The sequence below is a fragment of the Amycolatopsis sp. NBC_00438 genome, assembly GCF_036026695.1.
Taxonomy (GTDB): Bacteria; Actinomycetota; Actinomycetes; order Mycobacteriales; family Pseudonocardiaceae; genus Amycolatopsis.
Genome location: NZ_CP107923.1, coordinates 5,461,006 through 5,480,357, shown reverse-complemented (window position 1 = coordinate 5,480,357; position 19,352 = coordinate 5,461,006). Strand labels below are relative to the sequence as shown.

Below are 19,352 nucleotides of genomic sequence, written 5' to 3'. Positions count from 1 at the left end.
AGCGGGATGTGGTGGCGCGTCTCTCGGGGTGCGCGGCGTAGACGTACCTCATGGCGGTTGTGTCGGCGATGCCGAACAGCCGCATCAGGTGGACGGGGTCGGCGGTGGTGCGGGCCTCATCGAGAATGCGGTCGCGGCGCAGCTGCTGAGGCGTGATGCCGATCGCAGCGAAGATCTTGAAGACGGGATATGCGAGATTGACGGGGCGCTGGCCATCACGGCCGTGTGCATGGTCAGCAGCAGGTGCGGGTTGGTGGTGGCGGGCCAGCGGCGGCGGCGCTCCCGCAGCCAGTCGAGGGCGAGCCGGTAGGTGAGCTGGTCGAGGTAGATCGTGTGCCGGCCGCTGCGGCGCTGGACCGCCAGCCGGCCGGCGCGTCGCGTGGTGGCCAGGAGACGGCCGGGTTGCCGACGTGAGTGGCCAGCTCGGTCAGGAACTGGCGGACGCCGCCCTCCTCGACGGCGGCGGTGCCGGTGAGTTTCAGGTAGGGCCGAACTGGGCCTTCCCAGTGGTCGGGGTCGGTGTCGACGATGCTGAGCACCATGTGCGGGTTGCGCCGGATGTTGCCTACCTTGATGTGTTCGTCGAGGTGCCCCATCAGGATTTCGTCGCCGCGGATGGTGGATTCCAGCGCTACCCACACGACGCTGACGTGCGGGGTGCCGTTGGGGTTGAGTGTCACCACGGTGGCGTTGGCGCCGTTGCCGATGAGGTCACGAGCGGCTTGGTTGAGTTCCATGGCATCCCTTGCAGGTGGGTCGTGCGCCGCCTTGCGGTGTGGTGGGCGGCGGCCTGTCGGCGCAGGTGGTCAGTCGAGTGGGCAGACGCGGGTCGGGTCGTCGTCGACGGCGGTGCTGACGGCTTCCCACGTGTCCAGGTCGGCCAGTCGGGCGTGCAGGGCTGTGCGAATGGTGTTGACCGCGACGCTGCCGGTGGCCAGCCGCAGCGGGGGCTGCCCGGCGTCGACGGCGGCGAGGATGGCCACGGCGATCGGTTCTGGAGTGTTGTAGTGCGTGTCGGGTGTTGTCCGCATGATTTCGGCGGTCTTGCGGACAGTCTGGTCGTAGTCGGCGATCTCGGTGGCGTCGCGGTCGAGGTTGCCGCGGAAGCCGGTGAGGGTCGGGCCGGGCTCGACGATCGTGACGTGGATGCCCAGCGGTGCGAGCTCGTAGTGCAGGCCTTCGGACAGTCCTTCTTTGGCGTGCTCGCCGCGGTGATTCACCTGCACCAGGTCGGACTGCTGTGACTCAGCTACGGGACCCACTCGCTCCGAGATCGCCCAGCGCGACGAGCTCGCCTACGAGTCGGATACCTATCCGGAGAACAAACCTGCTCGGCGGGCAGACTTCTCCCTGGGGGCAAGCGGCTGCAGGACGGTCACCGCCCCAGGGTCAAAGGCTCTGGCGCTTAACCGGATGGATGTATGGCAGGTTCGCAGAAAAGTGCCAGATAGTTTGACGCCGACGTCCGCCGAGTGCGTCACGCTATCTGTCCTGCCGCTGGTCAACGCCTTGTCTCCGGCCAGCTCAGCTGGCGCATGACACGGGGCAACGGTGTACGAGGTCGCCGACCGGCCGTCAATCGGTGGGGGACGCTGGTACGCCTTGCCCGACGACACTACGTACTTCCAGCCAACCGGTGGACAGGTGCGTCAGTCGTTGATCACCGCTCACACACTCCGCGATCGACCTACCTGGGTAGAGGTCACTGACGACTGACGCGCTCGCGGTCGCATCCCCACCCGTGTGAGGCTGTACGAGGTGAGTAGCAGCAGCCCGAGCCGGTCGTAGAAGCGCAGCGTCGTCGGTGGAAGTCCCACGATCTCAGCCAGCTCGGAGATCCGGTAGTCGGTCATGCACCGAACGTAAACTTTGGACCAGGGCCCAGGGGCAACTCCACGACGGGTGGTGCGCGGCCGCAGCCATTCGAGCTGCCGCACGCCGGTCCTCGTTCCCCGGTGTCAGGGAGCGGTGCTGCGCTGTTCGAACAGGGCAACCGCGCCCTTGACCACCTGGGCGGCAGCCAGGCCCAAGAACAGGACCCGCGTGAGGTCGTTTTCCATCTTGAGGTTCACGACGCCGGACTGTGTCGTCGCCTGCTGCTGCATCCTGTCCGCGAACGCGAGCATCGCCCAGCGGCGGCCGTGGGCGAACCCGGACGCGAGCCGCCAGGGCAGGACGACGCCGAGCGGAGGCTTCAGAAAGACTTCGGTGGCCGCGACCGCCTCCGAGCTCGTGTAACCACCACTGATCGGCTTGAAGGGCAGGGACCGCTTGGTGGCTACGGCCTCAATCTTGTCCTTGCGGTCCTGTAGCGACGTCGGAACGGGGATGCCGGCGCCGGTAGCCGCCCGGTCACCGTCTTTCACGTCGGTGATGTTCCACCTCAAGGCACGCGTGATGCGCTCGTCCCGTGTGGTCGGGCTCGCGATCCAGACCGCGGTCGAGGCGCACTCGAGGACGCCGCGCGCCAATGTCGCCGGCGCCGCGAGGTGAAGAAAACCGGACTGTAAAACCAAAGCGCACAAGGCGTGCAGGTGATCGATCGCGGAGGTGATGCTCGTCTTCACCGCGTGCGAGGCGTGGTAAGGCGTGCAGTGAAGGTCGTCTCCGGCCAGTGGGCTTCCGGGCTCAACGAGGAACCCGGTATTGGCTCCGGAGCGCTCAGCCAACTTCTCGGCCATTGCCGAGATCTCGCGCCACTTCGCCTGCGTCTGCTCGGCGGTTGGGGTTGTCATCGCGACATCCCACATCACCGATCAGCGGCGGAGCAAGCGCAATTCTGACTGCTGTACTGACGGAGCAGGGAATCTAGGGGCTTCAACAGCGAGTTCGGTGCAGACGACGGAAGTCGACGAGCGCGTGAAACCCACCTTCGGGTGACATGGGCGCCTTGGCCTCGGCTCAGAGCCGTCGGCGGAGGTGGTCGGCAGCAGTAGCTGTGTTCGCCCGCCTCAGTCATTCTCCGTGGACTTCCTCTCCGCGAGCGAAGTTCACGATCTCGTCGTGCGCTCGCTCGAGGACTGCGGCGTTCCGGCGCATGACAAGCGGGTCGTAGGTATGGGTCGCCTTCAGCATCGAGAACCTGCTGAGCACTTCCTCGTCGGTTAGCTGCGCCAGCCAATCCGACACCTGTTGGCCGCTTGGGAAGCCGGCAGCCTGCCCGAGAACGTCGACGAGGTCGATCCGAGCCGATGCGGCACTGACCCGCTGTTTGTGGAGATCTGCAGCTGAAGAAGTCGACCCCGCGGCTATCGCACGACGTTCGTCCTTTTGACCGACCCCGATCTCATAGCGCGCCGGAAGGGCGGGTGCGGGCGGCTCGGTGCCCGTGATCAGGCGCGGCACCGCTCGTAGGCGAACCCACTGGGAGATCTCATCGAGCTCCTGCATCAGCACCGGCCACCTGTCCGTGCCGGGCCGGTTGATCCCCACCGTCGGAAACAGCGTCACGGGGACCTTGGTGCCGATCGGGGTCTCTGCGATGATGTCGCCGATAAGCAGAGGTTTCTCGGGCTGCGGCGGCAGGTCGTGAATCGAACGAGGTCTCTGATCGTCGTGGTACATCGCGGCCAATCGGACCGCTGTGATCGCGGGCGTCCGGTGCTTGGCATGGTTCGTGTGGAGCACCAGCCGGGCCAACGGGTGCATCTGTGGTTCTACCGTTCGGTGGAAGGGTTGAAGGCCGGCAACGCGTCGAAGCAGCTCGCTGCCCCCTCGGAGTGACGGGGGGCCGTTGTGGACTCGTTTCTTCTTCCACTCCTCGAACTTCTCGTAGGTGTCGGACGCGGGCATCTCCACGAGCCGGGCCGCCTTTTCATCGAGTGGCGTGCCGTCCAAGAACTCGACCTCGGCGAACAGTGCGTGCTCAAGCGCGGCCCGCAGCGCCACCAGCGCATCAGCCACCAGCAACGGCACCTTGCGTGGGATCGGAGCCACGCGATCCACCACAGTCCGACTGACTGCCCCCGCCGGAACCTCATGCAGGCCGAACAGGCCCTCGGGCTGCGTCTGGTAGACGACCAGCAGATCGCTGATCTGCCCGATCAGCTCGTCAGCATGTGACAGCGTCGCGGCGACACCGAGATGACGCTGAGGAAGCCAGTCGTGCGTCGAGTCCGCCACTCCGGGATCGTACGTCGGTGTTGGTGGTTTCCCCGCGCGCCCGCATCGCACAGCTGTAGGTGTCGGCGGATCGAACTGCCGATCACCAACGAGGCGTCCAAGCAATTCGAACAGGTGATCGTAGCCGACGAATATTGCACAGTCGAAGATCTGCCATGTCCCACGCCAGGCAGGCGAAATCGTCGCCGTTGCGGGCATCAGGTCCGCAATGGTGGATGTTCCCGGCGCTCGCGCGTCGTCCGCCCGGCGTCGGGACCCGGCCCTGCGGGTGGTTTAGGTCCGGGCTGGGCGGTGCTCGGCGCGGCAGGTAACCCGTTCGTGCCGCGGGATGCCGAGCATCTTCCCAGACCGGGACCAGGTTGGGCAGTTGCTGGGCAGAAGCTCTGGTCACCTGCCTGGCCGACGGCCTTGGGCCGGTCAGCGCCGGGTTGGGTCGCCGTCCGGGCGGCCAAGCGCCCGCCGGACGTCTGGGATCATCTGGCGCAGGACGGTCTCCACCTGCTGACAGGTCGTCTCGAAAGCTCGTAGGTCCCGGCCGTAGAAGGCGCCCAGGGATTGCCCAGCGGTGAGGACGACGGCGGCCACGTCGGCAGCGAGCTCGAGGTGCTTGTCCTCGAAGTTCGCGGTGGAGAGGTACATCCCGGTGTTGTCGTCGCGCAGGCGCAACGTCCGCCACGGAGAGACCGCCCAGAAGGCGTGGTGCGCGATCCCGCTCCACCACCGGTAGAGCCGCCGACCAGGCTCGCCGAGACTGCTGGAGATGGCGCCGGCGGTGTAGAAGGTCTTCACCTGGCCGTCCAGGACCACGCCGAGGTTGTTGCGGCCGTGCTCGTGGACTTCGAAGCCAGCAGCTTCGATGGTCGCGCGGACCTCGTCCACGGACCCGGGGCCGCCGGGGGCGGGGCCGAGGTCGCTCTTGCTGCCTTCGTTCGCCGACCAGATCTGGAACTGGGCCGAGCGGCGCAGCCGCTCGGTCTTGGCCGGCGCCAACGACCAGCTCGCCAAGGCCGCAGCTTCCAGCAGTGATCGGGCGACGGGGAAGGGCGAAAGTCCGGGCCATCCACGGGGATCAAGACCGGCGTCGGTCAGAGCATCCGGAGGGTATGCCAGTGCCAGCAGCCGCAGATGCTGACCGGCCGAGACGGCCGCATTGTTCGCGGCGAACGTCGCGACCTGGAGCAAGACGCCGACTTCTTCAGGGTCTGTATCCGCAGGCCCAGACGTCCGCCACGGCGCCGACTCCTCGCAGCTCTCGTCCCGCAGCAGCGCCGACCAGGCATCACGCAGGTGTGTGTACGCGGCGGTGAGGGCGTCCATCGTCGAGGGCGCTTGGTTGCCCGCGCCAGAAGTAGAAAGTTCGTCAGCCACAAAAGGTATTGAACCGCGCGGAGCCGGTGGACGCCCGCGAGTTTCCGGGCTCAAGGCCGACCCGCCAGCTCACGTCCCGACCGCCTCGCCCGGGACGAGCGCGCTGCCGCTCAGCTATCACGCTGCTACCGAATTCTCGCCCAGCGCGAGCGGGCCGGCAGCACCTCGCGCGGCGGCAGTGCGGCTGAGCGGCAGGCGCTTCAAGACGATTCGACGTCCCGGCGTTCCGATCTGCGGTGCCGTAAGCTATCGATGTGTCACAGCCGCGGCCCTTGCCTCTCACCTCCGATGTGTGCTGAGCCGTTCTGGTCTTCCGCAGAGGGCCAGACGATCGCCTGGCGGCACCGGTATCTCCGGACTCGGCGGCTGCTGTTGGAGGGTGAGCCACTCCGGCATAAAAGCAAGGCAGATAAGCCTCGGCGGGCCGCCGACTTCGCGTGCGGCGTCGCTCAACTCGCAAAGGTCCGGCAAGGGACTCTGACTGGACTGGTCGCTCTGGACCTTGACTTCCACACATCCGTGGACCAGCCACCTCACCTGTATCACCTGGCGAAGCGGTATCTGGACCTCCTGGGCGCTGCACCGTCGCAAGCACCGGCAGGTGGGCGCCGCTACCTGCTCTACCGAGACGACCGCCAGGTTCGTTTGCTGCACGTACGCGTCTGGCAGCCTCTCGGGGAGGCACCAGACGGTGTGCCGGCGAATACCGGCGTCCTGGCGAGGCCGCTGCGAGATGTTGTCGCCGACTTGGAGCTCGCCGGCGTACTCCGCGATCTCATCGACGACCGTGACGAAGAGTCGCCCTTTCACATGCCCGAAGTTCCCGACGTTGACCTCACTCCTACGTTCGACCTCCGGCAGGCCAGCGGACCGGCAGAGCGGCAGCGGTGGGCCGACTTGAATATGTGGTTGCAACTGCATGACCGGTCGCGAGTCCAAGAAGCTCTTCTCGGGGTCACCGACGCCTTGGTCGCCTCTGTACTGAGTCGCAGCACTACACTGATCAACCCTAACCGGAAATCAGGCGATTCGAACTACCTGTTTGAGAGCATTGCCGAGTCAGGCCGAGAAATGTTGCTGTCCAGTGTTCTGCATATTCCCTTGCCCGCATTGCCGACGGCCAAGGGCGAGCGCCAAGCCTTCCGCGTTGGCCTGCGCGAGCAGCTGAAACAGTGGACGCGCCAGTGGCCCGTGTTCACCCCTCTCCTCGTGCCTGTGAAAGCCATCCTGCTGGTCGTACCACCACGAAACGGTAAGGACCTTGACAACCTCGTACGCGATGATGTTCTCCCCGCCGTCCATGAGGTACTCGCTCCGCAACAGGCCCCCTGGATAACCCGGTTTCCTCAGCTAACGCCCGACGAACAAGCGGGTTGGCGACCGCACGAGCGTCGGCTCAAGCAGCTCCAGCAGAACAGCGTGAACGCCTACGAGGTCGTCCAGCTCACCCGGCTTCCTACTGACCCGGGACCCGGATTCCTCCGGCTCGCGCTTGGGAGCGGAAGCACGTACGGGAGTACCTGGTCCCGACTCGCAGGCTTCGCGGAGCGTCAGATTGAACGCGCGTGAGCAGTTTGCTGAGCTCCACACTCGCGAGTCCAGCCAATAGCGGCTTGGTGTCTACTTCGGGCGACAGACACCGTTAAGCGGGTGGAATCACGTGAGTTTCGAGTGCGTTTGCCGCTAGACGTCTCGTCAGCCCGGTACGCGGCGATAGTGCACGCGGTCGCCGGAGTCCTTGACGCTGCTGGCATCCTCGCAACGTCCTCGATCGTGGTGGACCATGCGGCCTGCGACGCGGGATTGAACGCGGCATTCGACCAGTTCAGCGCTGCGTACACGTGGAGTGATCGCTAACCGGTCTCGGGAGCCGGGAGTGCGTCCTCAGCTCGGTCCGTCGGCGAAGGCTGCGCAGCCTGGGACCGGTTCCGGGCCGCGGATGCCCTACTGCTTCACCTGCTGACACCGGTCCAGCACGGCGCACTTCCTACTCGTTCTCGGGTCATGTACGCGACGATCTGGGCCACCGACGTGTCCGCCGACGAGGCGGTGGTGATGACCTGCTCGCCGGGCACGTCGAGACGTCCGCTCGTCTCGTACCAACCGCGCATGTCGTCGGGGGTGAACTCGCTGGTTTGGGGGCGGGTGGCGTGGCGGCGGACGGTCTCTTCGAAGGGCACGTCGAGGTAGAAGAAGCTGGTGCGGCCGTGGTGGTCGGTGGCTAGCTGGCGCAACATTGGCCCGTAACGGGCGGCGCTGAGGATGCCTTCGAGGATGACGTGGTAGCCGACGTCGAGGCTGAATCGGCAGACCGTGGCGATCAGCGCGATGTTCAGCCCGCCGGGCACGTCATGCTCGCGTAAGACGACCCGGCGCATGACGTCCTGCTGGACCAGCGCGACGCCGCGGCCGAGCCGGGCGCGCGCGGCGGTGGCGACTGTGGTCTTGCCGGCGCCGGAGGGGCCTCGGAGCACAACCAGGTGGGTGCGGGGTGACCCGGTCGGTCCGCTCGGCGGTTCCTGCGGTGTCATTGCGGCCGGTCTCGCGGTGCCGTCGGAGGCGGCAGTGTGGTGCCTGGTTGACCCGGTATCGGCGGTCTCGGCGTGGGGTTTGTCGCTGCCAGTGGCCACGACGACAACTAGTACCCGAATAGTCGTCGAGGGCTGGATCGGGGTCTGCGTTTTCTGTGCTGGCGGAAGATGTGCGTGGGCGTCAGCAATTCAGATTCCTCGGCGGTGCCAGAACACCTCGGCTCGAGCGGGAGGGGATAGCTGCGGTCGGGCGAGCGGCGCGGGGTGACGTCGACTTCCGGGCGCTGCGGGGTACTCATACACAGGCTTGGCGCCACTGCAAGGCTGCATGCCAGGTGGCGATCAAGACCTCGTCGTCGGCGAAGCTGGGTGAGACGCCGAGCGGCACCCACGTCTGCTCCACCGGCTCCCCGCCCTGCTTTCGCACGACGCAGATCCCCGGGTAGCGCAGCACCTCGCTGTCCGGCTCGGCGGAGATACTGACTTCGCGGTTGGCGACCACCAGCCCTACTTGCCGCTCGCCTGTCATACGCCCCACTCCCCGGTTCATTGTCGACGGAATCATCGTGTATCGATCATCATGCGTAACAGGTTCTCCTTCAGATGTGGCACGAGAGCGTGCGGCGGCCGCGCTCGGATAGGGCCGGTGTCCACTGGCTCAACGTCTGTCTCCCCAGGCGAAGCCGCGGTCGCATCGTTCGCCGCGGTCGTTGCCGGCGAGATGGCGGAAAGGTCTGGGGCGGAGGCAGTCTCGCGGGAGGAAAGCTGTCGCCGCCCCAGGCCCGCGGCGGGGTGCCGCAGTGCCGATGTCGACCCGGCGCGTACAGCTGTTACGGCGTCGAAGTCCCGCCGTGGGCGTCCGCGCACGTGCTTAGCTTCGAGGTTCTCGCCGGTGAGTTCGTCGTCGACGGCGACGCGGGCGGTGCGCCGGGCTCGCCCCCTACGCGAGCCCGGCACGCCGTATCCCCTGGTCGCACCTTCCGGCTCCCCAGCCGTCGATGAGGACACCGGTCCGCGCGCCGTCCCGACAACCGCACACACCGGTGAAACCCGCACCCCCGCAGTCCGTGACGAGGTTGCGGATCATGAACACCCGACCGGGGGATGTTCAGCAACGTCACGAGACGCCGGGCTGACGTCACTCTCCGCGGACTTTCTGCAGGTGGACGAGGCAGCGCCCCGATGACGGATTCCGGCGGCCGGCTGCGGCAGCCGAGTGGATGTTGGGCTGTTCGGGTTACCGTGGCTACCTGCGGAGACCTGCGGCTTGTCGATCTGCGGGAGCCGGACGGCCGGAACGGAGGCGGTCATGGCAGCACGAGGCAGCGCTGCGGGACGGGTGCCGGCCTGGATCGAGCCGATGCTCGCGACCCCGGACGGCGGTCGTCTGGTCGCCGACCCGGCGTGGGCGTATGAGTACAAGCTGGACGGCTACCGCGCCTGCCTGCGCATCGCTTCCGACGGCACCACACCGATGCCTGATCCGTACCGGGTGTCGGTGGTGCGGGCGTTCACCTTCACCGAGCTGGACGCCGACCGCCGCACGCCCGCGGATCTGCTCGACCACGCCGCCGCCTCTGGTTACGAGGGCCTGGTCGCGAAACTCCGCACCGGCACCTACCAGCCCGGGCCGGCGCAGCGACGGGTGGCGCAAGCACCCGCTGATCCGCACCACCGAAGTCATCATCTGCGGCTACCGGCCCCGGCCAGAGCCGCATCGCCGGCCGGATGGGCGGGCTCGCCCTCGGCGCCCACGACCCGGACACCGGCGACCTGGTTTACATCGGCGACGTCGGCCTGTTGACCGGACTAAGAGGGGACAGGCCTATCCAGCGCACACCGGACACCGACTGCTCCAACATCGACTTCGTCGGCGCACAACTCGACGAGCTCGGTCTCTACTTATCTCTGCATACCCGACCGCAGACTCGTTCGCCTCGGCACCAACGTGGTGTTTGAGCCGCTCAGAGCCCAGATCGTTGCGCATTCGTTCATTGTTTGTGAAGCACTGTCAATGCCCACTGATTGTTTATTCGCTTCTGACCAGGTCGGTAATCTAGCTGAAGATCCGGCTCGGAGAGCCAGCCGTTCAACCAGCTGGTCAGTACGCCTATGTCTCCGATTGATCTAGCAAGCAACGACATGTCAGTGTCCGACGCCAGGTGACAGTAGACTCGAGCATGCAAGCAGTGCCGTAGCAGAACGTGTTAAGCATCCTCTCACGCTGATCAGCGTACTTACCTAGGGCACCACGATGGCGGACCCGCGCTACCGATGGGCTCAACGATCGAGGATACTGCCTGCATGGGTTATCGGATGATGTGTTCGGGCGACGACCTCGTTAATTTTTTGCGTGCTGAACCAGAGAAGATGCTCGGTGCTCCACACGCCGTGCACATGGTCGCCCTGTGCACGGTGGTGGATGAAAAGGCGTTGGAGTGGTTATTGCGCTACGAGATGGCCCTCGACTCGCTGACGGGACCAATCGCCTCATTTCTAATTTTTTACAACGAAAAGCATTTGCGACGAGGGCGCACTTGGTACGTCGACACCGCTCCGCCTGAACCTGCGGCTAGGCCTTATGTCGCTGGAGCTTCAAATTCAATTGTGGACCTGACGCAATCGATGACCTATGCATCAGATGCAGTAGCTCGCAAGCTGGGAATAATTGACCGATTGCCGTGCATTGTGATATTTGATGACCCTGCTGGCCGTGAATGCTTTGTTTTGCCACTCGATGGAGACCTTGACGACACGCTCGACGATTTGCGTACTCTTCTTTCTTTGTATTATGAAGGCGAGAAAGGAACTCCGTACTTCACTGCATTGCTGCAGTGGCATGCGAGTGATCAAGACTTGCGCAAGCTCAAAACTTCTGAGGAACGACTGAAAGTTGAGAATGGCCGAATCGGCTGTCTTCCGCGCGCGCGGGCGCGGGCGCAGTTGGAGCGAGCGAAAGTCGAGTTGTATGCAGGTCGAGACAGGCGATTCCGGGAGTATGTCAACCTGGTTTGGCCGTGTAATCCCCCAGGTGTCACATGGCAGGAGATACGAGAAGAATCCAATTACATCGCCAAACTAAGAAAACTCGCCAAAAGGCTGGAGCATGGCCGAAGTCAAGAAGTGGTCGACAAAGCTTCGATGTTGGGTGTCAGATGCACCGGATCGAAAGCGGCGGATCTCAACGAGGCTATCGAGGCGGCGGCTAATAATCGCACCGATCAACTGCTGTTGAAGCTTGGCCCTCAAGCCAACAGTCTCGAATTAGGTCGAGTTGAGCTTGCGCGCGCAGGACTGGAGGCACTACAGGCTAGTCGACTTGAAAACCTAAAGTCAATGTCGCCTCCGTCGATAGGCCAGTACATTGAAAGAATTACTGGGAAGCGAAAGCGACATTCTGTGACGCGAATTACTCGATCAGGACTTAATCTAGCAGTGCAGCGCGGACCGTCGATTATGGAGGCAGTCTCGAAAGGGTTCGACCTCTTCGGCAAATCTTGACCTAATCGTAGGGTAATTGCCAAAAGTGAGCCCGTTGTTTGCTTGCGTGCCGCGTTGGCGCGTGGGACGATGGTTGCGACGTCGCTTATCGTCTTAGAACTGTGCTTGCTCGAAATTTCACAGTCCTAGATTTTAATGTGATTCAAAGCCATTCTGAACTTCGTCGTACCCCACAGTCGCGTTCCGAACCAAAGCGAGTGGGCTCGACTTCCCCTCCTAGGCGGAGCGAACGACGACCTCGGCAATGCGGTCCCGTAGTCCGGTGAAGGCACCGGGTTCAGCGAAGCGGACCGCGCTCGCCTGCAAGCCCGCCTCGAACCGCTGGAACGACGCACCCATCCGTTCGCGGTCGCACCGCCCCGCGCGGACGTGGCTCGGGTCCGCTGGGTCGAACCCGAGCTCGTCGGCGAGGTCGTGTTCCGCACGTTCACCAGCGCTGGCCGCGTCCGCCACACCGCCTGGCGCGGGCTGCGCGAGGACCGCAAACCCGACGAGGTCATCGCCCCGGGTGCACTGCCGGCACCCACCACGGCGACAAAGCCGACGCCGACAGCAACGTCCGCTGCCGAGCGCCCGGAAGCGGCAGGCCCACAGCCGACGCCGCTGGGCGAGAAGGTGACGGTCCAGGTCGAGAACCGGCGGCTGACCATCTCGAACCTCGGCAAGGTCCTCTACCCGAAGGCGGGGTTCACCAAGGGCGAGGTGATCAACTACTACTCACGGATCGCCCCGGTCCTGCTGCCGCATCTGGCCGGCCGTCCCGTCACGTTCATCCGCTTTCCCCACGGGGTTGCCGGCCAGCAGTTCTTCGAGAAGAACGTCGCGAGGGGCGCGCCTGACTGGCTGCGCACCGTCCGGCTGCCCACCTCCGGCGCGCGTTCAGGGCGCGGGGAGGGCGTCATCGAGTACGTGTTGCTGGATGAGCTGGCGGCGCTGGTGTGGGCGGCGAACATGGCCGCGCTTGAGCTGCACGTCCCGCAGTGGCAGATCGATCCCGGCGGTGGGCGCCGTCCGCCGGATCGCCTGGTGTTCGATCTCGATCCGGGTCCCGGGACGTCGATTGTGGAGTGTTGCCGGGTTGCCGAGCGGCTTCGCGCTCTCCTGGAGACCGACGGGCTCACCGCCTTCGCGAAAACCTCCGGGTCGAAGGGAATGCTTCACCGGACTAGCCCTCGATGCGACAGATCGCAGCACAGCTTGGGCAGCCTCATGGCTCTGCCCGGCGGTCAGCCTGCTCCCCCGAGTCGCATCCTCAGCCGGCTCGGCGGTCTGATCGGGTGCGCACGCACTACCAGCGGCATCAGAGTGCATCGACCGATACTTGCCTAAAGCACATCCGGGCACGGGTTTACACCATCCGCCTCGTGGTGAAGTCGAGTCATAACCGGTGCTATTCACCTGGCGATGACCGACTTCGAGATAATGTAGAGCGGTCGGCCTCATCGACTCGTGCGCGAACAAGCTTCGCCGACCAGGTCAGGAGGCGCCGGGCAGAACGAAAGAACTGGGTGCTCACACCAGCACCATCAATGGGACCGGCGGACAAGCACCTTCACTGGCAAAATCGCCAGTACCGCTATATATCAGGCGCAAGCCAGCAAAGTACTTCTGCGCATAGCTTGCGCCTAATCGGGTGCCGCCAACTGTCAGCGTCAGCATCCCGGGATCGTCCGACGACGTAAGGACTCCACGGTTTACGTCAAACCCGAGTCCACTCGACACCGTCACGATATCGTTCTGGAATACTCGGGGAGTGGGATGGAAAGCCGTGCTCCGCAGGATCGACTCCGCCTTCGCGCCGCACAACGCACACACATATACAGAGGCGTGGTAGTCCGGGTCAGACGGCCAACCATCAGAGTCACTGCTCTGGCGAAACTCTTCACCGACGTAGCGCCAAGGTGTGCCGTCGTCCGTAACCATGCCGGTATATGGGCAAGCTTCAGATCTGCGGGCCATGTACAACGTGCGGGCCGCCACCTGGTCAAAAGCGACGTATTTCGTCTGGAGATCGCCGGGACTCTCGACGTTTCCCACGAAGCCGTGCAAAGGCAACACAAGGAGCTCCAGTTGGTGACCTAGCAGTTTTGGCCGAAATGTCGCCGTTCTGAAGACGGTTATTTTCATCCCAGCTCCTCGGCTCAATGATCTTGTTGGGCAGGTCTTATCCAGCATAGTCGCATCAGCGATAGGCATTCAATAGCAAGGCGGTTGATCTTTCCGGTTGCAGTTTCGCGGTCGGCGCATTGTTCTCGGCATGACAGGACGCTAGCTTGTGTGGTTCGTTTGGTTGACCGCTGTCGTCCACGGAAGGCACCGGCCTCCTCGAGGCCGGGCGACCGTGAACTCGGTGCTCATCTCGGCGAGTCGGCGATGACCGGCACACCCAGGTCAACAGGGCCGGCAGGACCACGGGCGCGCGCTCGGTCCAGGCTGGTCAGCTTCCGGGCGGCTTCGTTCAGGCTGACCTGCAAGCCGGCGACCTCGCCCAGCCACCCATTGAGCTGAGCCTCCTGGACCCGGTCGCGGAGGTTGGCGATGATCGCGACCAGCCGTGGCCGGGCTGAGGGGTCCAACCGCAGGCTCGGGCAGCGGATGCAGGCGTGTTCGTGCTTGCACGGCGTGCCGTACGGGCGACCGCATTCGCCCAGCTCGAGCTTGCGGGTGTGGAAATGCGCCTGGAATTCCGCCCACTCCTCCGGAGTCGGTTCCCGGTATTCAGCTTCGGGCCGAGCAGCTCGGCGGCGGTCGAGAAACGCGCGATACGTGCGGACCAGCGCTTCGTCGAAGACCGCCATGTAGGCCTGGGTGGTGTTGATGTTGGCGTGTCCGAGTATCCGGGCGAGGATGTGGACCGGCAGCCCGCCGGCCGCGGCCTCGGTGGCGAACATCCGGCGGAAGTCGTGAGGCCGGTAACGCAAGGGGTGGCCGTCGGCGGTGGTCAGACCGGCACGGGCGACGGTTTGGTCGAGCAGCTTGTAGATCGTGGTCTGGGCTGGGACTTCCCAGGTCCAGCCGTTGCGTGTGTGCTGAAACAGGTGCGGAAGCGGCGGCCCGACGAGGTGTTCGGTGGGGTCGTAGCGTGAGGTGAGGGGAACGGCGCCGTCGTTGTGACGCCGGAGCCGGGTGATGACAACGGCCAGCACGCTGGCCAGCTCCGGGCTGACCAGCAGAAGGCGCTCCTCGTTGGACTTGGAGGGAACGATCTGCAACATCGGCACGATCTCGCCGGTGTCAGGCAGCCTATAAGACACCAGCCCGAGGTGGGTGATTTCCAGCATCTCCTCGATGCGAACCCCGGTGTGGCGTAAGACTTCGACGACAGCCCAGGCCCAGAACGCGTCGTGTTCAGCCTGGCCGAGATCAACAACCTCGCCCGTGGTCGTGTCCTCGATGAGCAGTGGTGGCGCGGCGTCGCGATAGTAGGTGTCGTCCGTGTAGGACTTCGGGACGATGCGTCGGTACTGCCGTCCGCCGTGCACGAACATTTCCCCGGTCCTGATTGCCGAGGCCGCGGCGTGCAGGGCCGTCATCGCGGCTTTGTGTCGCTCGGCAGTGTCGATCAAGGCCGGTAAGTGGGGAAGTCGTTCCCGGATCCGCTGGTGCATGGCCGCCGTCGTCTTCCGCTTGGCCTTCGCCTGGCCGGCGATGTCGCTCTTGCGGACCGGGCTGGAGAAACTCCACTCCGCCCAGGAGGCCGGGTCTCCCGCGGCCCACTCCTGCAAATCACGGTAGAGAGCCCGGACGTCCCGCAGGACGTCGTGGTGGTTCTTCCGTGGACGGCTGCTTCCGTCGTGCCCGACAACGGTCTTCAGCCGATCGCGCCAGGCGGTCGCGGCAGCCTCGGGAAGATCGAGAGTCTGGATGCCGGGATGGTGGTGTTCGATGTCAGCCCAGAACCTGCCTGCCAAGGTGCCGACCAGGCCGGTGAAGCTGCCGTAGTCGAGGGCGGGGCGGCGTTCGTCGAGGTAACGGATCAGCATATCGCGTACCGGACGACACCGGATTTGATAGGCGTCCACTAGTTCCGCCGTTGGCCGCTGACCGTGCCGGATCGCGTCCTTGAGCGTGGCGTGATCACCAAGTTCAGCGATGCCGCTCAGCAACTGCCATGCGGTGTCCAACGGGGAGTACTTGCGTCGATCGGGGTCGCGCAGCATCCAGGTGCGAAAGGCCAAGATATCGTCGGCGGACAGACGATCAACGTCACGACCGGTGTGCAGCACGATCTTGCTGATCGCCAGCTCGGCTCGTCGGAGGGCGGCAGGAGAGATTCGGAGTTCTCCGCTGCGCGCTTCGAGCCGGTCAAACAGGTCCGGGCGGAACGCCCGTCGCGCATGAGTGTAGAGGGCTTTTGCCTTGTATGCGGCCAGAAAATCATAGCTGGGGAAGAAGACTCGGCACAGCAACAGGCTGCCTAGCCCCATGATCAGCTCGTCCCGAGCCGCGGCGGCGCCGGGTGAGGACGCGGCGGCGAGAGTGTCGATCCACTCGGTGCTGATGTCGGCACCGGAATTGATCCATCGTTGCTGCCAGCCGTCACCGGGGTGGGAGGCCAGCCATTCCAGGATCGTGCTGCTGCCGCGCGTGAATCGGGACCGGCGACCGGAATCGTTGGCAGGTAACGGCCAGTTCGGCAGGCCCGGTAAGAGATCCAGAACGCTGCTGATCGGCCAGTGATCGCGTTCGCCGCCGGGGATGACGGCGTCGAGCAGATCATCGTGTCGTTCGAAAGAGAAGGGGCTGCCCCGGCGGCGTCGGGGGTGCGCCGGCTGCGTATCGCTCGGGCTGCTCACTGTGGCTCCCGGCCGAACAGGACATTCCAGTCGTCGGTGTTGTAGCCGGTGGTGAGCGGCGGGGGTGGTTGCCGGGCGTGGCTTTCACGTTCGGTCAGGTGTTGCTGAACCCGTCGGATGACCTGGGCCTCGTCCTCGACGGTGTAGATGTCGGCGGTCGTGGCCAGGTGTGCGTGGCCGAGAATCACCTGCACGTCTTGCATCGACAGGCTTTCGTCTCGGGCCATGCGCAGGGAGGCGGTGTGGCGGAGATCGTGCATGGTCCAATTCGTTCCCAGGAGGGCGTTGACCCGCCGCCAGACCGCGCGCAAGGCCTCGTAGCTCATCGGGTGGTGTCGCAGGCCGTTGCCGTGATCGCGGCGACGCAGGGTCCACCAGACCGGGGTGTTCGGGTCCAGCACGCCTCCGAGGTCGGCCAGGTAGAGGCGAAGCCAGATGAACGACTCTGGGCTGGCCGGCAGCCACTGTTCGGCGCCGGTGCCCTTGCGGATCACCCGCACGAGCTGATCCCCCCAGTCCAGGTCGACTCCATTCATCCCGAGCAGCTCGGAGGCCCGCGCCGCGCAGCTGACCCCCAGGGACAGCAATGCTCGATCCCGATTGGACCGCAGGCCACCGAATACGTCGTTCCATCGCTCGTCAGGCAGGGCCCGTGGTCGCCGCTTCGGCAGCTTAGGGTTGTACCGGATCCTGCCCTCCGGTCGGACAGGCTCCAGCGGGTTGTGGTGCGCGTGGGGGCGTCGGCCTCGGTGGCGGCGGTCCAGCGGGACGGGGTTGATCAGCGGACCTTGCTGGACGTCGTCGATCCAGTACTCGTAGAAGGCTCGAATCACCGCGTTGGAGTGCCGGACGGTACGCGGTTCGTATCGGTCGCCGAGGTGCTTCTTGCCCGTGACCGGGTTCACCGTGCCGGCGGTGACGGTTGACTCCGTTCGCGGTGTCGTTCTCAGCTTGTCGGCTTGGCTCATCCACAGCACCAGGTCGCGGACTTCGGCCGAGGTTGCTTTGTCCCACGGCACGTCGACCGCGCGTAGCCACCGCCACCATCGCAGCAGTGCGTAGGCGTAGCTGCGCACTGACGTCGGGCTGGCGCTGCTGGCCACGAAGTTGGTCAGGTAACGCAGGATGGGATGCACTGGCGTTCCGTCGTCGTCGACGACCAGCCACGGCACCGGCCCCTTGGCCATCATCACTCGACCCCACCGCGGCAGTCGGATCGCTGCGATGTTCCGTTCTAGCTCAGTGAACACGCTCACATCACCTTTCTTGATCAAGGTGTGTGAGAAGTACCGGTCGGGTCAGCTGACCGCGTCGAACGCGTCGGCGTGTCGTCCCGTAGTCCGGTCAACAGATCCCTTCGAACCGGACGTCTTCGCGAACGGTGTCAGACCGTCCTCGAGCAGGACGTCGCGGAGCCGTTCAGCGACCCGGCAGCACTGCACGATGGAGGTGCCGGGGCCGGGATCGAGGTCGAACACCAGCAGATCCGATGCCTGCCGGACGCCGTCGGAATCGACCTTCCACTGGTGGACGTGCAGTTCGAGGGCGGCCATGTTCGCTGTCCACACCAGCGCGGCGAGTTCGTCGAGCAGGGCGTACTCGATCTCGCCTTCACCCTTGACGGATCGGCTGCCGGTGCTGGGCAGCCGGACCGTGGGCAGCCAGTCCGGGGCGCCGCGTGGGACGTTCTTCTCGAAGAACTGCTGGCCGCCGACGCCGTCGGGGAAGCGGATGAACGTCACCGGCCGCCCGGCCAGGTGCGGCAGCAGCACCTCGGCGATCCGGGAGTAGTAGTTGATGACCTCGCCTTTGGTGAATCCGTCGGGATACAGCGGCTTGTCCAGGTTGGACAGAGTCAGGCGCTGAGGGCCGGCCTGGACGGTGATGCGCTGACCGACAGGTGCTGCGGGTGTGGGCTCGGGCGGGGAGGCTGCCGGGGCCGGCGCCGCGGTGGGGGCGGAGCGCGGGGCGAGGACGTCGGCGGGTTTCTTGTCGGCGCGCAGGCCGCGCCATGCGGTGTGGCGGACGCGCCCGGCGCGGGTGAACTGCCGGTAGACGATCTCGCCGACCAGCTCGGGGTGGACCCAGTGGGCGCCGCGGACGTCCTCGTGCGGCGGTGTCGTGGCGAAGGGGTGGGTGCGGCGCTCGTGGGGTTGCAGCTGGGTGAGGAGGTCGGTGCGGGCGGCCTGGCTGAAGCCGGTGCCGACGTCGCCGATGTAGACCAGCTCGCCGGAGGCGGGGTCGTGTGCGCCGAGCAGGAGCCCGCCGAGCGTGCCGGCGAAGCTGCGCTGCCCGGGCCGCCACCCGCAGATGATCACTTCCTGGGTTTGGATGAAGGGGTGTTTGAGCCAGGAGTCCGGTCGGTGCCCGGGGACGTAGGTGGAGTTGCGCAGCTTCGCGACGACCCCTTCGTAGCCGGCGGACGCAGCGTGGGCCAGGAAGTCGGCCGGGGTGCGGCGGTCGGCGGCCAGTTCGTCGAAGGTGACGGCGCGGACGACGGAGACGCGGTAGGGGTCGGGCATCGGCAGGCTCTCCAGGAGCCGTCGGCGTTCGTCGTAGGGTTCCTTGAGCAGGTCGTGGTCGCCGAGCCGGAGCAGGTCGAAGGCCAGGAAGCGGACCGCGATGTCGTCGAAGGGCTCGTCGCGGCGCAGGGAGCTGTGGTGCTTGACGTAGCGGCCGCGGCGTTCCTGCATGAGCTCGAAGTCGATCCGGCCGTCCTCGCCGTAGACGACGACCTCCCCGTCCAGGTAGGCGGCCTGCCCGTCGAGCGCCGGGGCGAGGATGCCGGTGAGGTCGGCGAACTCGGCGGTGAAGTCGATGTTGTTGCGGCTGGTGAGCACCGTGGTGCCGTCGACGCCGATGCGCATGGCTGCGCGGTAGCCGTCGAGCTTGTATTCGTAGGCCCATTCGGGGCCGCTGCGCAGGCGGCCGCCATCAGCCTTGGCCAGCATCGGCTCCACCCATGCTGGGACGCGGGATGCTCCGCCCTGACCGGCCATACGGAGCCTCCGTCCCGACGCCAACGGTGTGCTCT

General features: G+C 65.4%; 15 protein-coding genes and 1 pseudogene. 4 read left to right on the top strand and 12 right to left on the bottom strand.

Annotated elements, in window-relative coordinates; all coding sequences use genetic code 11:
- Window positions 1-233 precede the first annotated feature (233 nt).
- The 6 genes from OG494_RS24125 to OG494_RS24105 all read right to left on the bottom strand — a co-directional run bounded on the left by OG494_RS24125 (window position 234) and on the right by OG494_RS24105 (window position 5,490).
- The gene (locus tag OG494_RS24125) at window positions 234-737 is read right to left on the bottom strand and encodes a pyridoxamine 5'-phosphate oxidase family protein (protein ID WP_328442782.1); all 504 of its coding nucleotides are present in this window, start codon (window positions 735-737) and stop codon (window positions 234-236) included.
- A gap of 69 nt (window positions 738-806) precedes the next feature.
- On the bottom strand, window positions 807-1,262 hold the full coding sequence (locus OG494_RS24120; RefSeq protein WP_328442781.1) for a hypothetical protein: 456 nt from the start codon (window positions 1,260-1,262) through the stop codon (window positions 807-809).
- A 405-nt stretch (window positions 1,263-1,667) separates the two neighbouring features.
- Window positions 1,668-1,853, bottom strand: coding sequence for a MerR family DNA-binding transcriptional regulator (locus tag OG494_RS48445; RefSeq protein ID WP_442874267.1), 186 nt, complete (start codon window positions 1,851-1,853; stop codon window positions 1,668-1,670).
- A gap of 105 nt (window positions 1,854-1,958) precedes the next feature.
- The gene (locus tag OG494_RS24115; protein ID WP_328442780.1) at window positions 1,959-2,735 is read right to left on the bottom strand and encodes a hypothetical protein; all 777 of its coding nucleotides are present in this window, start codon (window positions 2,733-2,735) and stop codon (window positions 1,959-1,961) included.
- A 220-nt stretch (window positions 2,736-2,955) separates the two neighbouring features.
- Entirely contained in the window at window positions 2,956-4,122 is a 1,167-nt protein-coding gene (locus OG494_RS24110) for a hypothetical protein (protein ID WP_328442779.1), read from the bottom strand.
- Window positions 4,123-4,539: 417 nt separating this feature from the next.
- Complete coding sequence (locus OG494_RS24105; protein WP_328442778.1) at window positions 4,540-5,490, bottom strand: hypothetical protein; 951 nt, start codon at window positions 5,488-5,490, stop codon at window positions 4,540-4,542.
- Between the two features lie 519 nt (window positions 5,491-6,009).
- Here OG494_RS24105 and OG494_RS24100 point away from each other — a divergent pair.
- Window positions 6,010-7,059, top strand: a complete 1,050-nt coding sequence (locus OG494_RS24100; protein ID WP_328442777.1) for a hypothetical protein — start codon at window positions 6,010-6,012, stop codon at window positions 7,057-7,059.
- A 383-nt stretch (window positions 7,060-7,442) separates the two neighbouring features.
- Here the strand turns inward: OG494_RS24100 and OG494_RS24095 are convergent, their stop codons facing one another.
- The gene (locus OG494_RS24095; RefSeq protein WP_328442776.1) at window positions 7,443-7,964 is read right to left on the bottom strand and encodes an AAA family ATPase; all 522 of its coding nucleotides are present in this window, start codon (window positions 7,962-7,964) and stop codon (window positions 7,443-7,445) included.
- Between the two features lie 352 nt (window positions 7,965-8,316).
- Window positions 8,317-8,523 carry a hypothetical protein gene (locus OG494_RS24090; RefSeq protein WP_328442775.1) on the bottom strand — a complete coding sequence of 69 codons (207 nt, stop codon included), beginning with the start codon at window positions 8,521-8,523 and terminating at the stop codon, window positions 8,317-8,319.
- 807 nt (window positions 8,524-9,330) lie between these two features.
- On the opposite strand from OG494_RS24090, the gene OG494_RS24085 reads away from it, so the two are divergent.
- From OG494_RS24085 to ligD (OG494_RS48440), 3 genes and pseudogenes are all read left to right on the top strand, one after another.
- On the top strand, window positions 9,331-9,825 hold the full coding sequence (locus OG494_RS24085; protein ID WP_328442774.1) for a hypothetical protein: 495 nt from the start codon (window positions 9,331-9,333) through the stop codon (window positions 9,823-9,825).
- 500 nt (window positions 9,826-10,325) lie between these two features.
- Window positions 10,326-11,522 (top strand): hypothetical protein, encoded by a 1,197-nt coding sequence (locus OG494_RS24080; RefSeq protein WP_328442773.1) that lies wholly within the window; start codon window positions 10,326-10,328, stop codon window positions 11,520-11,522.
- 267 nt (window positions 11,523-11,789) lie between these two features.
- Window positions 11,790-12,677 (top strand): annotated as a pseudogene (gene ligD, locus OG494_RS48440) (non-homologous end-joining DNA ligase LigD); the annotation flags it as partial.
- Between the two features lie 357 nt (window positions 12,678-13,034).
- Here the strand turns inward: ligD (OG494_RS48440) and OG494_RS24065 are convergent.
- The 4 genes from OG494_RS24065 to ligD (OG494_RS24050) form a co-directional block, all read right to left on the bottom strand.
- A complete protein-coding gene (locus tag OG494_RS24065) occupies window positions 13,035-13,649 on the bottom strand; it encodes a hypothetical protein (RefSeq protein WP_328442772.1) in 615 nt (204 codons plus the stop codon).
- Window positions 13,650-13,876: 227 nt separating this feature from the next.
- A complete protein-coding gene (locus OG494_RS24060) occupies window positions 13,877-16,318 on the bottom strand; it encodes a tyrosine-type recombinase/integrase (protein WP_328442771.1) in 2,442 nt (813 codons plus the stop codon).
- Entirely contained in the window at window positions 16,315-17,568 is a 1,254-nt protein-coding gene (locus OG494_RS24055; protein WP_328442770.1) for a tyrosine-type recombinase/integrase, read from the bottom strand. The genes OG494_RS24060 and OG494_RS24055 overlap by 4 nt, the downstream gene beginning before the upstream one ends.
- A gap of 48 nt (window positions 17,569-17,616) precedes the next feature.
- Complete coding sequence (gene ligD / locus OG494_RS24050; protein WP_328442769.1) at window positions 17,617-19,269, bottom strand: non-homologous end-joining DNA ligase; 1,653 nt, start codon at window positions 19,267-19,269, stop codon at window positions 17,617-17,619.
- Window positions 19,270-19,352 lie beyond the last annotated feature (83 nt).

Coding starts and splice junctions, on each gene's coding strand:
- OG494_RS24125 (WP_328442782.1), bottom strand. CDS start 737: ATGGAACTCAACCAAGCCGCTCGTGACCTCATCGGCAACGGCGCCAAC.
- OG494_RS48445 (WP_442874267.1), bottom strand. CDS start 1,853: ATGACCGACTACCGGATCTCCGAGCTGGCTGAGATCGTGGGACTTCCA.
- OG494_RS24115 (WP_328442780.1), bottom strand. CDS start 2,735: ATGACAACCCCAACCGCCGAGCAGACGCAGGCGAAGTGGCGCGAGATC.
- OG494_RS24085 (WP_328442774.1), top strand. CDS start 9,331: ATGGCAGCACGAGGCAGCGCTGCGGGACGGGTGCCGGCCTGGATCGAG.
- OG494_RS24080 (WP_328442773.1), top strand. CDS start 10,326: ATGGGTTATCGGATGATGTGTTCGGGCGACGACCTCGTTAATTTTTTG.
- OG494_RS24065 (WP_328442772.1), bottom strand. CDS start 13,649: ATGAAAATAACCGTCTTCAGAACGGCGACATTTCGGCCAAAACTGCTA.
- ligD (WP_328442769.1), bottom strand. CDS start 19,269: ATGCTGGCCAAGGCTGATGGCGGCCGCCTGCGCAGCGGCCCCGAATGG.